This window comes from Pontibacter mucosus (genome assembly GCF_003054055.1).
Classification (GTDB): domain Bacteria; phylum Bacteroidota; class Bacteroidia; order Cytophagales; family Hymenobacteraceae; genus Pontibacter; species Pontibacter mucosus.
Genome location: NZ_QBKI01000002.1, coordinates 594,949 through 608,473, shown reverse-complemented (window position 1 = coordinate 608,473; position 13,525 = coordinate 594,949). Strand labels below are relative to the sequence as shown.

The window sequence follows — 13,525 nt, the reverse complement described above, 5'->3', positions numbered from 1 at the left end:
TGTTTTACGCGTGAGCTGTTGGTGGAATAAGAACGGGTTTGATGCAGTTGTCGAGTTTCTCAGAGAACATGCGGTAGGCGTCGGCCACTTCCTCCAGCGGCACGCGGTGCGTGATGAGCTGCTTCGGCTTGATGATTCCGTTCTGCACATGGTCGATCAGGCGCGGCAGCAGGCGCTTCACCGAGGCCTGGTTGGCACGGATGGTCAAACCCTTGTTCACCACGTTGCCAATCGGCACCAGGTTGTCGGTCGGTCCGTACACGCCCACAATCGATACAATGCCGCCCTTCTTCACGGAGTTGATGGCCCAGTGCAACGCTGTGGCCGAGCCCGCCTGCAAGAGCAGCTTGCGCCCGGTGATGGTTTGCAACACGTTTCCGGCAGCCTCCGCCCCCACGGCGTCGATGCAGACATCGGCCCCCATCCAGTCGGTGGTCTTTTTCACGAACACCACCGGGTCTTCCATGTCCATAAAGTTGTAGGCCTCGCACTGCGAGTAGTTGCGGGCAAACTCCAGGCGGTAATCCTCCTTGTCGATTATAATAACGCGGCCCGCGCCGAAGAGCCAGGAGCACCTGGCCGCCATGATGCCGATTGGGCCGGCACCGAAAATCACCACGGTATCGCCTTTCTGAATACCGGCCATCTCGGCGGCCTGGTAGCCGGTTGGCACCACGTCGGTCAGCAGCACGGCATCGTCCCAGTCCATGCCCTCGGGGATGATGGTGGGCCCTACGTCCGCATAAGGCACGCGCACATACTCCGCCTGCCCCCCGTTATAGCCCCCGGCAGTGTGCGAGTAGCCGAAAATACCCCCTACAGCCGTCGCCTGAGAGTTCGATTCGTGGCAGTTGCCGTAGAGCTCCTGCTTGCAAAAGGCGCACCTGCCGCAGGAGATGTTAAACGGCACAATCACCTTATCGCCTACTTTTAGTTTATGCACGTCTGAGCCGATTTCTTCCACAATGCCCACAAACTCGTGGCCGAAGGTGGAGCCCACGCGGGTATCAGGTACGTTGCCGTTGTAGAGGTGGAGGTCGGAGCCGCAGATACAGGAGCGGACTACCCGAACGATGGCATCTTCGGGATGCAGGATCTCGGGTATGGGTTTTTGATCGATACGGACCCGCTTGGGCCCACGATAGTTCATTGCCAGCATAAGCTTGTTTTCAGTTAACGTTGTTTAAATTTCAGTTTGATATGCTCCCAGCGTGCCGCCGCATACCCCTTGTGCAGAAACATACTTGTAACACGTTGGATATATTGATACTTGGATGCAACTCCAACAGTTTCAGAAAGGGCAATTTTGTAAGGTTGCCCTATATTTAGAAAGTGCTATAAAGGCCGGGTTTGCAGCGGTAGAAGTGGGTGGTAAAGGATGACGTCAGGTGGTTTTATACTTGTACTGGCTTCCCAGCCTCTGATCACTTCTACTTTAACCAAGCTACCCTCGCTGGCGCGGGTTTGCAACCCAACTGGCTCGCAGAGCCATATATTTATACTTCTGCTATACATTTATACTTACCGGTCTATGCTTCTATAGACACCGCTTTCTTTCACTTGAACCAAGCTATCCTTACTAGCTACCGTTCATCCTCCAGACTTACTTGCCTATAGTTTCACCTCCTGCTTTGGAGCTCTCAAGCCCGAGAGGGCTCGCCTTCGGGCATCGCGCGGTGTACATTTCTTTTGCTACCCTTCGGTCGCAATGCCCTTGGCGGGCACCAGAAATCTACAAGGCGCTCAACCCAAAGGCTGGGAATAATTCGATAGCTGCTGCTTTTTGTCATCTCGACCTTCGGGAGAGATCTGATTAGAATTCCGGATAGTTCTCTCGCGCAGCTCGAGATGACAGGAAGGAATGTAGTAAGTATAAATTCCCCTCTTGTGGACTGGCCAAAACGGGAGTTTTGAGCGAGCGCAGCTCTTAGGGGTGGGTTTATACGTTGTAGGGACAGGTCGCGACCTGTCCGCGCGAGAACAGCAACTATAAAACTTATACTTTAGTCGAAGTAATGACAGACTCCCCTCCTTGGCTAAGGAGGGGCCAGGGGTGGTTGGACCCGGTAATTAGGAAACATATACCTCTCAGTAGCCTCGGCTTCAAAGCCCATCTCACAGGATCCTTTCAGGATGAAAATAGCAAGAGAATAAAACGGCCTTGCCCAAGAGGAGTTAAGAGCGCACCAGGAATTTCAGTTTATGTGCTTATCCCAACCTGGCCTGTAAAGTTATAAATCTTAGTGTCAGACCGCTCAGGTTTTTACTTTATACTTCCCCCTGAACTTTATACTTGCAGTGTTGCGTGGCGGGACGCCACCAGATAGCGCACACTCTCCGGAGGGGTGCTAGGACACCGCTTTACACTACCGGAAAGGCACAGCGCAGCCTGTATTATACTTTACAGGAAGTATAGGAAAGTATAACTGCTCTTCCCGATTAATGCCTGATGATGCGGCCATCCTCCATTTCGATGATGCGGCCGCTGCGCTCGGCAAAGCTTTGGTCGTGGGTAACGATGAGCAGGGTCTGGTCGTGGGCCTCGGTCAGCTCCTTAAAAATTTCGAAAACGATCTCGCTGTTGCGCACGTCCAGGTTGCCGGTTGGCTCGTCGCCCATCAGTATCAGCGGGTCGTTGATGAGGGCGCGGGCAATGGCCACGCGCTGCTTCTCCCCGCCCGATATTTTGTAAGCCATGTTCCGGGCCAGGTGACCGATGCCCAGCATTTTCAGGCGCTCCATGGCACGGTTCTCCACCTCCTCCTCGCTATACTTCCCCAGCTTCAGGCCGGGCAGCATCACGTTTCGCAGCACCGTGAACTCGTTGAGCAGGTAGTGGAACTGAAAGACAAAGCCAATCTTCTCGTTGCGGATGCGGGCCAGCTCCATGTCCTGCTTACCAGTCATCAGTTGGTTGTCTATCAGCAGCTCGCCCTCGTAATCGGTGTCCATGGTGGAGAGGATGTAAAGCAGCGTGGATTTGCCGCTCCCGGATTTGCCGATCACCGACACAAACTCCCCTTTGTTCACCTTAAAGGTTACATCAGTCAGCACCTTCACCGTTACCGGGTCGTGGAACTCCTTGTTGATGTGCCTTGCCTCAAGTATGATTTCGTGCATGGTTATACTTTTATTTGCCCCTGATGATCTCCACCGGGTCTACTTTGCTGGCCTTGCGGGCCGGGAAGAAACCGGCGAAGTAGGTTGTTATCAGGGAGAAAGAACCTCCGATTAGATAAAACACCGGGCTGTAGTTGACCGGGTAGGTTTCCACGGTGGGGAGCGCCGCCGTCCTGAAAGGGATATTGTCCACGATCACTGAGAAAATAAAGCCCAGCGTCAGCCCCACCGCGCCCCCGAAAAAGCCGATGCTCAGGGCAATGAGCAGGAAGATACGGTTCACGTCGCTGCCCGAAAAGCCCGTGGCCTTCAGGATGGCGATGGAGTCCATCTTCTCGTAGATCATCATGTTGAGGATGTTGAAGATGCCGAAGCCCGCCACAATCAGCAGCACGATACCCACCGAGTAGGAGATAATGCTGCGCACAGTGGTGCCGGTGTCGAACTGGGCGTTGGCCGTCTGGATGTCCTCGGCATCCACGTCAAACTTCTTGCTGTACTCCACGGCCATGGCGGGTGCGATATCTAGGTCGTGCAGCTTTACCTGGATGTCAGTGATGTAGTTGTTGGGCTTGCCCAGCAGCTTCTGGGTTGTGCCGATGGAAGCGTAACTCTGCACCTTGTCTATTTCCTGTATGCCCGACTGAAAATAGCCTACCACTTTCAGGGAAAAGCGCTCGCCCTGTGGCGTCGTGACCTGCACCACATCGCCAATATCGGCCACCAGGATATCTGCCAGGCCCTTGCCAAGTATAATGCTGTTGGCCACGTTCTTCACATCCATAGGGTTGCCCGTTGTCACGTAGTCCTGGAAGTTGAACAGGCGCATCTCCTCCTCCACGTCTATGCCGCTGATGGTGCCGGAGATATCGATGGTGCCCTCGTTGTAAAACACCTGCGTGTTGAGTTTCGGGGCCACGCCCAGCACGCGGGGATCATTCTTGACGGCCTGCATAATGGGGCCGCTGTTATAGATCTCCTGCCGGGTGATGCCTGCCTTTACCGAGCTGATGAAGTTGTAGGAGCCCCTGTAGTCGGGGTGGGCCAGTACCGGTTGGTTCTCGCTGGGCTTAATCTCGTTGTAGAGGCGCACGTGCGGGGTGCGGTTCAGGATCAGCCCGTCCAGCAGGTCGTTGAGGCCGTTCATGAAGCTGAGCAGCGTAATGAACATGGCAATGCTGAAGGTAACCCCGATGGCCGCCACCAGGGTTTGCCGCCAGCGCGCCAGCAACAGCGATTTGGCAATGTCATAGATCAGTCTGCTTTTCATAGCGCTGGTCTAAGTAGCACGTCCTCCCTGGTGATCCCCTTCACAATCTCTACCTTCTGGTAATCCATCAAACCCGTTTCCACGGGCACTTTCTCCTTTCCTTCCGTCAGCACATAGCCACCATCCACCAGGTACTCGCGCGGTATAGTCAGCGCATCTTTTTTGGCTTGTATGATGATGTTGGCTTCGGTGGTGAGGTTTGGGAACAATGCGGGCGGGGCCTTTACAAAGCTGGCCTCCACGGTAAAAGAGCGGGTGCGCTCGTTCATCGCCGGGTTTATTTTGTATACTTCCCCCTCAAACACCTGGCCCTTGTAGCTGTCGAGGTTGAGCAGCACCCGCTGCCCCGGCTTGACGCGGGCGATGTCGTACTCATCCACCTGCAGCTCCAGCAGAAACTCGTCGGCGCTGCCCACCACGGCCACCGGCGTCTGCGGACTCACCAGCTCGCCCGGCTCGCGCAGCACGTCGTATACTTTGCCGCCTGTCTCGCTCTTCACGGTATAGTCGTCGGACATGGTCTGGCTTATCTGCAGGTTCTTCTGCGACTGGCGGGCCGCAAATTCAAGTTGCTTTTTAAGGTCGTCGTAGCGCAGTTTAGCCGATTTGTAGGAGGTGACGGCGTTTTGGTAGCTCAGCTCCCGCTGCTCCAGCTCCACCCTGGTGCCGATGCGGCTGGCCCACAGGTTGCGCTGGCGCTCCAGCAAGAGCGAGTCGTTGTGCATTTTGCTGCGGGCCAGGTCAATCGCTTCCTGCGCCTCCCGTAGCTTTTCCTGGTTAGCGCGCACGCTGGAGTACTCCGCAGCGATACGGGCGTTCTCGGTGCTCAGGCGCGCGGCTTCATTGTCGAGGCGCAGCAGCGGGTCACCCTTCTTCACCACGTCGCCCTCCGTCACAAAAATCTGCTGTATCACCCCGCTCACCGTCGGGAACACCTGGTGCTGGTCACGGCTCTTCACCACGCCGGAGGCATAGACAGCTTCTGTGATGTCCTCCACCGTGGGTTGTATCTTTTCCTGTTTTTCGCCGCACGCGGTAAGTATAAACAGACACAGGGTGAGGAGAAAGTATGGCTTCATGCGGTAGCTGGTTTAGTATTCTAAAAGCTTAATTGCGTTAGGTACGATGTTGCTGCAGTGGCGCCGGAGCCCCCGCAGCCTGGCATCTCCCCAAAAGTAACAGAAACGCCAGAATGAAAATATGATATACTACGTTATTCTGAAGATGTGCAGCAGGAGTTCCCCATACTTGCCTTTTACAAGTATAAGCCAAGTATAAGCTATGGATTACAGTGCTACGCAACATGCAGGGTTTAACAAAGAATACATTAGATTTCTGCCATGGCTATCAAGCCAATAGATAACACCTTTAGAAGAAAGAAGTTGGCCAAACCTGAGGTAGAAGCAGAAAAAAATTGAAAGTATAAATAGTTAGTTAAATAGGTCGTTTTTCACGGAAAATTACTATTTTATTTCATCAACCAGAGCTATCCTTGCGTACCATACTTTACATAACAGCCATTCCATTCATGCTTTACCTGCTTTTTATGGGCCTTGGATTCTTTCAACAGGAGAGCTTTATCTTCTTCCCCGAAATACTGCCGCAGGAGCACCAGTTCCGCTTCGGCCAGGAGTTTGAGGAAGTATACCTGCCTGCCAAGGATGGGACACAGTTGCATGGGCTGCTGTTTAAGGCCGACAAACCGAAAGGGCTGGTGTTTTACCTGCATGGCAATGCCGGCTCGGTGGATTCCTGGGGGTACATTGCTCCTACCTACACCCGGCTGGGCTACGATATTTTTATACTTGATTACCGCGGGTACGGCAAGAGCGGCGGGCAGATTAGCAACGAGAAGCAGTTTTACGAGGATGTGCAGGCAGCCTACAACCACCTGAAGGCAAGGTATGCCGAGAGCGCTATCGTCGTGGCGGGCTACTCCATCGGCTCGGCGGCGGCGGCCATGCTGGCGGCCAATAACAGCCCCAGGCTGCTCCTGCTGCAAGCCCCCTACTACAGCCTTCCTGACCTGGTGCACAGCCTCTACCCTTTTGTGCCTGCATTTATTTTAAAGTATAGGTTTGAGACCTACCGCTTTGTAGACCTAACTATGGCGCCCATCGTGCTCTTCCACGGCGACCGGGATGAGATCATCTACCACGGCTCCTCAGAGAAACTAAAGACCCACCTCAAACCCACCGATAAAGTGATCATCCTGAAAGGCCAGCCCCACAACGGCATGAACGAGAATCCGGATTACCAGCGGGAGCTGGCAAGGGTATTGGCCACCATAAACTAGTAATCTACGTTGCTACTACTGTTATTAAAGTAATAACCCACCCCTAGCCCCTCCAGGGAGGGGCTAGGGGTGGGTTATTCGAAACTTAGGTTAATAGTTGATGGTGAGCCTGCAGCCTACTTCCTGGGCCGCCGCTAGGCTACAGCGCGAAAGTATATTTTCTCTGGGAATTTCTGCAGGGCAAAAATGGTAACGTCGCAAAGCCAGACAGACTGGATGCTATGGTTCACCGGCTTATAGTATGCCCCTCCTCCAGGCTCTCCCATCCTTACCAATTCCAGTGCCAGGGCATCCTCAAAAGGAAGCTCGCTCATCTCCACCTCCACCTGCTTGCCACCTTTTGCCACGTAATCCAGCATATCATCGGCGCCGGCCACCATGGCCAGGTCGCCCTTTGGGCCCGGATAGTCTGGCAGGTCGATGTACCAGGTGCCGTGCGGCTCTTTGTAAAAGCGGAACCTTCTTTTCCCAGCAGCTGATTCTTTCATGATACATGTTTGTCATTCAACCCATAAACCACGTTACGGCGGCTTTGGCTATGTCCGCAGGCAGTTCGTGCCTGCCGTCAAACTCCTTGTAATTTACCTCCAGGCCAAGCCGCTTAAGCTGGGGCACAATGCGCCTGCCGCAGGGGTCTATGGGTAACACCTGATCGTGGATGCCGTGAGAGAGGTATACTTTTGGCTTACCTCTGTTTTCCGGCGTGTGGACAAAGCCAGGTGAAAAAGCAATGATGTGCGTAAACAGGTCGCCGTTGGTGAGGCCAACAGAGAGGGCATAAGAGGCTCCATCCGAAAAGCCGCCGATGGCGATGCGCTCAGGATTTATCGCATAGTTCTCAAACACAGCGTGCAGGGCCTCCTCCAGGATGGCGATATCCGGGCCGAATTTTCGGCTGGCAATGATGTCCCAGGAGTAAGCAGTGGCAGCAGGGGCTACCAGGAGCATGTTAGATTCGTCGGCGTAGCTTCGGAGCAGCGACAGCCCTTGCGCAGCGGGGGCACCAGCGCCATGCAACATCACGGCCAGCGCGGCGGGTTTGCCGGGATTATACTGCTGCGGCACATAAAGCAGGCCCGCCTTCTGCTCATGTACAGGAAGTGGCTGCACTCCTGTGGACTTCTTACCGCTTTCAGGAACTGCTCCCGGCCTTGCCGTTAGCCGGCCTGTTTTATAGTTGTGTTCTGCTGCTACCATATCCACGTGTTGAAATTCGGATTCCCTCCTTATCATACGCTGTATCTGCCTGCACCTGCAGCAGGGACCAAAAGCAAAAGAAGGAGCACCAGGCTCCTTCTTTACTAGATATTAAGGTACTTTTAAATTCTATTCGAGGTATTAGCTTTGCCAACTGCCTCAAAGTGCGTGGCTTGTTTGATCGTTTTTTCTTTGCCTTCCGCATCTTCATAGGTGCGTTCTTCCACTTCCACGGAAAGGCTCTTGCCCTTAAGTTCCTTCGAGTCTACCTCCTGTTTGTCGATGCCGAGCGCCTTCAGAAAAGAGGCCAGTATCGGCTGCCCTGGCTCGCTCAGGTAAAAGCGCTGGTTCACAAAACCATCCTCATTTTCTAAACGGCAATTGATGAACGGGATGTCCTTGTTTTCGCTTCTGCCTTCTTCTACTTCCGTTATTTTCACCACGTGTCGGCCCTCTGGCAGAAATGGTTTTTCATCTATCTTTAACTTCATAACCCTCTGTTTTTGCTAATTTTTTACGCAAAAACAAGAAATAAGGTTCTAAAGAAGCGCAAAAACGACCTGTTTACTAAATTTATTAGCTTTTTATACTTTTATGTATTAAACTTTCTGAGTTGATGCAGTACCGCACACCCGCTGGTTCGGGTCCGTCGGGAAACACGTGCCCCAGGTGCCCGTCGCACACATTGCAGCGCACCTCTATGCGCTCCATGTGGTGGCTGTTATCAAAGGCATACTTTACGGCCCCCTTGGTGGCCGGCTGGGTGAAGCTAGGCCAGCCGGAAATAGCGTGGTACTTTTCACTGGCATGGAACAACAGGCTCCCGCACCCGGCACACGTGTATTGCCCGGGCTCATACGACCGACAGTAGGCATTCCGGTAAGGAGGTTCTGTTTCTTTCTTCCGCAGGATTAGGTACTGCAAGGGCTTCAGCAGCTGTCGCCACTCCTCCTCCGTTTTCTCTACTCTTCTGGCAGGCTCCGGATTACTGTATTTGGCGTAGTAAATAATATCTTTCCAGCGAAGCATCGTTTATAAGACTTTACCCCGCTAACGATGTTAATCACCTCCCAAGTTCTCTGCCTCCTTTTTTTCTTCTGCCATACATGTAAGTGCAGGACTTGCCTTGTGATTGGCTAAAGCCTATAGCCTAATGGGTTCAGCCACAGGATTAGGCTAACCTATTGGCTAACCTAATTATAAGTAGGCCGTGCACCCGCCGCCGTGACAGGCCGCCGGCCCCTGGCCGCGTCTACGCTCCAGATGCCGGAGCCCCGGGCTGCCATGTACAGAAACAGGAAGCAGTAAAGCAATGACAACTCGCCCTGGTTCTCGACCGGCCATAAGGCCTGCGGCGCATGGGCCATAAAGTATGCCACGGCCATCTCGCCGCTGGCGATAAACGCGGCCCAGCTGGTCAGGAAACCAAAGGCGATCATCAGCCCGCCCACCAACTCGATAATGCCGGCCAGCCCCATTAGGGAGGCTAGTTCCACGGTGTCTCCATCCCCTGGCCAGCCGAACAGTTTCTGGGTGCCGTGCATGGCAAACAAGAGCCCGGCCACAATGCGCAGCAGCGCATACAAATGCGGGCTGTAATTCCCTAAAAATCTTTCCATATGTGTGGTTTTAACTTAAGTACACTGCAAATACACAATTCATCACAGAATATTTACATAGCACTATAAACGTATGTTGCAGAAATTAAGTTAAGGCACAACCTGCTTGGCCTCAGCTTTTTATCAAAAAATAACAGGAACAACAGGAACGAATAAAATCAGGAGAGAATCATTTGATTTCGGAGAAGGCGGTGTCTATCTGGTATTGCCGCAGCACGTCCAGAAACTCGTTGCGCAGCACCAGCGAGATATCCTCTCTTTCCTTGCGGTTACTGAGCTTTACTTTATACTTTTCCGCTTCCCGCACCAGCAGCAGGTGCTGTTTGCTCTGGTTGTTATTTAAAGACAGCGAGTCTTCCTGTATTTTTTCGATGCGGCGCTCGTTGTTCCCGAACAGGATGTCGAAAACATTCACATCCAGGCTCAGGTTGGCAGCGCCTTTCATCGTGTAGGAACCCCGCAGGTCGAACGCCGACAGGTTGTTGTTCAGGCTGAAGCCGGGTGCGACAAACTTGTTTTTGTAGAGCACAAAGTCTGCATCCACATCCTCAAAAAACAGGTGCCCGGTCCGCTCTTTCCGCATAAAGCCGAGCGCCTCCTGTATGGGTTTTACGTCGATTAGCTCCATATCCTGGAAGGTGGCCCGGGAATAAGCCACCGTCTGGTCGAAGCCCGGCGTAAAGGTCTGGTCCAGCTTGGTGAAGACGGTCACGTAGCAGTCTGCCGTTCCTTTTATGTTCTGGCTGCCCAGCACGTCCAGCTCCATCTGCTCGGCAAAGGCAAACAGTTGCTCTAAATCAATGTCCTGCACCTGCGCCTTCAGCCGGACCGGAATGGTGTCGGTGGGCTCGTTGAGGTACATGACGCCACGCGAGTGAATCGTTCCTCCGAAGGCATTCAGATGCAGCTCTTCCAGCTGCGCCTGTTCCCGGTTCATTTGGGCGTCGATGACCAGGTTTGTCCCGGTCAGGTACTCATACTTCAGTTCCTGCGCCTTCACGTGCAAACCCAGATCGTACACCTTCTTCCTGAGCGCTTCTTTTTCATCTACAGTAGGTGGCGCAGAGGGGCCCGGCTCATCAGGCGGAAGGAGTGTTTTAAGCGCTGCCATGTTCTGCATAAAGGCCTGCAGATCCAAAAAGCCATACTGCATGGTTACATCCAGGTAGGGCCTGACAGGCTTTGAATTGACAAGGTAGAAGCCGCCGTACGCGCTGGCAGCACCTCCTTTTGTTGTGCGGAAGCGCATGTCCCGCATCATTACGTGGCCCTTGTTCTTATTTAGTTGCACCGAAAGGTCTTCCAAATCTTCCGCCCCCGGCAGGTTTATCCGGCTTACGTGCAGGTTGATTTGCGCCTTTTGTAAGGGAAGTATGTACTCCAGCCCCTTGTCTTTGGCTACAGCCGTTTTTTTAGTACCTGTAGCGTTGGCCAGTGAGTTTACCTGCTCCATACTTGTCAGGTCCAGCGAGTCGAGCCGGGCCGAAAGCTGCAGGTCCGCGGCATACAGTTGCCGGTTGTCGTTCGGCACCGACACGTTTCCGGTAACCGCTACGCCTTGTGTTGTCAGGCCGATATTAGAGAGGGTCACCCGTCGGCCATTGCTTCGCAGCCGCGCCCGCATGTTCTCAACAGATGTCTTCTGCAGGTCCAGTTGCTGGCACACCAGGCGCACGTTCACCCGCAGGAAGGCGGGAAGTATGGTGGTGGAAGTATCTCCGGCAGCAACTGCTTCACGCGGCGCAACGGCTCTACTTTCCTGCTTTAATTTTATCCAATCTGTTTTCACCTGCTGCAGCATGACAGCCCCGTCCACCGAAACGGTTTCGTGCTGGCCCAACAAATAGTTCATCGCATCTTTTAAAGAACCCTCTACCCTGAAAGGTTTTCCTCCCAACTTGCCGCGCATCTGGTGCAGCCGCAGCTCATTGCCCGCCAGCCTGGCCTCACCGTTTACCTCGGTGCAGGGAACGGTCAGCTTTGCCGGTTGGAACCCCACCTCGTGCAGGCTTATCACGCCCTGCCATTTCAGATCCTGCTCCTGCCGGCGATCCTTGCTAGCATGCAGGTTGCCCTTGATGGCCACGTTGCCGGCAAGCGTGCCCCGCGGCAGCGAAACATAAGCAGGAGGCAGCACCTCTGCCAGGCTGTCCAACGTATAGCTTCCGCTGAGTTGGGCATCGATATAGGGTTTGGTAAAGTTGGTGATCCTGGCGCTGAGTTGCAGGCTATCCTTGCCGGTGCTGGCCGAGAGGCGGTGCAGGGTAAAAGAGCTCGACTCAGGCGTGTGCTGCGGGCCGTTGTCCAGCTGTCCGGCCATCTGGATGTGCGACAGCGTGAAACGGGTAGTTGGCCAGTGCAGCCTGCCGTCCTCCAGATCAAAGTGTAGCCTGTTTCGGGGGCGCTGTATGGGGCCGGAACGACCGGCAATGTGGTAGTGCAGCTGCACACGGCCATCGCTCTCCACCTGCTTCAGCAACGGAATAGAACGGACTTCGGCCATCTGGTTCAGGAGAAAGAAAAAAGGCTGGGTTCCTTTAAAATGGAGATCCAGCTCGGAGCCAAGGCCGGAGGCAGCCTTTTGGTGCGTGCCGGAAATCAGCACTTCGTTTCCATTAAGCATGGCCCGGCTTTCCTGTATCGTTCCCTGCTTTTTCCGAAGGTCAAATGTATAAGAGGCATCGGCGGTGAACTCGTTGTCCCGGAACAGGTGCAGGTCCTTGCTGGAGATGTGGTTAATCCGGCCCTCAAGCTTTCCCTGAATTTCCAGGAGGCCTTCTTTTACTTCGGCAGTTAGTTCGGAGTCGATCAACTGCAGGGAAAAGGCGCTTTGCTTGAAGTAATTCTCGCTAAGTATGCTGGAGTTTCGGATAACTACTTTCCGGATGCGCATCGATAGCTCATCAGGGTCAGCATTTTCCTTGTTCTTCTTCCTGAAGATAAGGCTGATTTTATTCCCGGCCGAATCTACCCGCTGGTGAAAGGACACGCCATCCAGGTACACCTCACTCACCCGGATACCGCTGTAAGGTAGTTGCAGTATAGGCAAGAGCACCTCCACATGCCTGGCAGCCAGCACCTCCAGGGGCTCGGCGTGTGCAGTATCCACTAAAGCGATGTTGTGGAGGGAAACCGTCATGGATGGAAAGTTCTTCCAGCTGGAGATTTCCGTCTGGAAAGGTGACAGCGCCAAGCCTGTTTCATTGGTGATTTTTGCCTTGAGATAGGCCTGTGCTTTTCCCTCGTAAAGCGGTGGTAGCAAAAGCAAAGCTGCCAGAACGGATACGATGATCAGTCCCAGGATCAGCAGGAAGAACTTAACAAAAGGGTGCCATTTCATAGCCTACACACAACCGCCTCTATGGAAGAAAATCCCTCCATCAGCTTATCCTTAAACTCTTCTTTTTAAAGAAGGTTCTATGCACTGTATACGGCCAATAAGTTGACTCATACAGCAGGCCCCAACGTCCAAAAACCTCTGGGCATACTCCTGTTTTGGTCCCTCTCCTATGCCAGTCTTGTACTTGTAAGCTGGCAGTATTTGTACACTTTTCTTAACCTAACCCTTCTTATCCTCCGTACAACTAATTTACCCAAACGGGTAGATGAACGATGTATCACTAAGAAGAAAACAGACTATGAGCAGTAACAACCGAAATATCTCAGAAGACCCGAATTCAAGAAAAGGTGAAGGCGTGAGCGGACTGGGCAAGGGTACCCAAACAGGCCCGGTGGCTGGCGGTGCGGATAATACCCGCGGCGAGAACAAACCCAGCCGTGAGGGCAGCAGTGGCGGCGCCAAAAAAGGCAAAGCCACCCCAAACCAGAACAGCCCGCAGGGCTCTAACGCTAACCCCAGCACCACCACGCGTGGCGCAGACAGCACCGACAAGGAGTTCAGAAACAACCAGCCCAACGCCAGTACGCTGAAAACCCACAAAAGCAACGAGGACACTAAAAAGCGAGGCTAAGGCCTGCTATACTTAAAACGCCAGCGCCCCTGCAGTATGCAGGGGCGCTGGC

12 protein-coding genes are annotated in these 13,525 nt (G+C 53.6%); 2 read left to right on the top strand and 10 right to left on the bottom strand.

What is annotated here, in order from left to right:
• Positions 1-4: 4 nt before the first annotated feature.
• The 4 genes from C8N40_RS06100 to C8N40_RS06085 form a co-directional block, all read right to left on the bottom strand.
• Entirely contained in the window at positions 5-1,159 is a 1,155-nt protein-coding gene (locus tag C8N40_RS06100; RefSeq protein ID WP_108210888.1) for a zinc-dependent alcohol dehydrogenase, read from the bottom strand.
• Positions 1,160-2,439: 1,280 nt separating this feature from the next.
• A complete protein-coding gene (locus C8N40_RS06095) occupies positions 2,440-3,120 on the bottom strand; it encodes an ABC transporter ATP-binding protein (protein WP_108210887.1) in 681 nt (226 codons plus the stop codon).
• A 10-nt stretch (positions 3,121-3,130) separates the two neighbouring features.
• Positions 3,131-4,390 carry an ABC transporter permease gene (locus tag C8N40_RS06090; RefSeq protein WP_108210886.1) on the bottom strand — a complete coding sequence of 420 codons (1,260 nt, stop codon included), beginning with the start codon at positions 4,388-4,390 and terminating at the stop codon, positions 3,131-3,133.
• Entirely contained in the window at positions 4,387-5,469 is a 1,083-nt protein-coding gene (locus tag C8N40_RS06085) for an efflux RND transporter periplasmic adaptor subunit (protein ID WP_108210885.1), read from the bottom strand. Before C8N40_RS06085 ends, C8N40_RS06090 begins: the two co-directional genes overlap by 4 nt.
• Positions 5,470-5,918: 449 nt before the next feature.
• Here C8N40_RS06085 and C8N40_RS06080 point away from each other — a divergent pair, with 449 nt between their 5' ends.
• On the top strand, positions 5,919-6,686 hold the full coding sequence (locus C8N40_RS06080; RefSeq protein WP_245905013.1) for an alpha/beta hydrolase: 768 nt from the start codon (positions 5,919-5,921) through the stop codon (positions 6,684-6,686).
• A gap of 134 nt (positions 6,687-6,820) precedes the next feature.
• Here the strand turns inward: C8N40_RS06080 and C8N40_RS06075 are convergent, their stop codons facing one another.
• The 6 genes from C8N40_RS06075 to C8N40_RS06050 form a co-directional block, all read right to left on the bottom strand.
• On the bottom strand, positions 6,821-7,174 hold the full coding sequence (locus C8N40_RS06075; RefSeq protein WP_108210884.1) for a DUF6717 family protein: 354 nt from the start codon (positions 7,172-7,174) through the stop codon (positions 6,821-6,823).
• A gap of 16 nt (positions 7,175-7,190) precedes the next feature.
• On the bottom strand, positions 7,191-7,883 hold the full coding sequence (locus C8N40_RS06070; RefSeq protein ID WP_108210883.1) for an alpha/beta hydrolase: 693 nt from the start codon (positions 7,881-7,883) through the stop codon (positions 7,191-7,193).
• 122 nt (positions 7,884-8,005) lie between these two features.
• On the bottom strand, positions 8,006-8,374 hold the full coding sequence (locus C8N40_RS06065; protein WP_092103638.1) for a hypothetical protein: 369 nt from the start codon (positions 8,372-8,374) through the stop codon (positions 8,006-8,008).
• 85 nt (positions 8,375-8,459) lie between these two features.
• Complete coding sequence (gene msrB / locus C8N40_RS06060; RefSeq protein WP_108210882.1) at positions 8,460-8,912, bottom strand: peptide-methionine (R)-S-oxide reductase MsrB; 453 nt, start codon at positions 8,910-8,912, stop codon at positions 8,460-8,462.
• 164 nt (positions 8,913-9,076) lie between these two features.
• Complete coding sequence (locus C8N40_RS06055) at positions 9,077-9,502, bottom strand: DoxX family protein (protein WP_108210881.1); 426 nt, start codon at positions 9,500-9,502, stop codon at positions 9,077-9,079.
• 169 nt (positions 9,503-9,671) lie between these two features.
• The gene (locus C8N40_RS06050; RefSeq protein WP_108210880.1) at positions 9,672-12,842 is read right to left on the bottom strand and encodes an AsmA family protein; all 3,171 of its coding nucleotides are present in this window, start codon (positions 12,840-12,842) and stop codon (positions 9,672-9,674) included.
• 298 nt (positions 12,843-13,140) lie between these two features.
• Between C8N40_RS06050 and C8N40_RS06045 the strand changes: the two genes are divergently transcribed.
• Positions 13,141-13,473: a hypothetical protein gene (locus C8N40_RS06045; RefSeq protein ID WP_108210879.1), complete on the top strand. Its 333-nt coding sequence runs from the start codon at positions 13,141-13,143 to the stop codon at positions 13,471-13,473.
• Positions 13,474-13,525 lie beyond the last annotated feature (52 nt).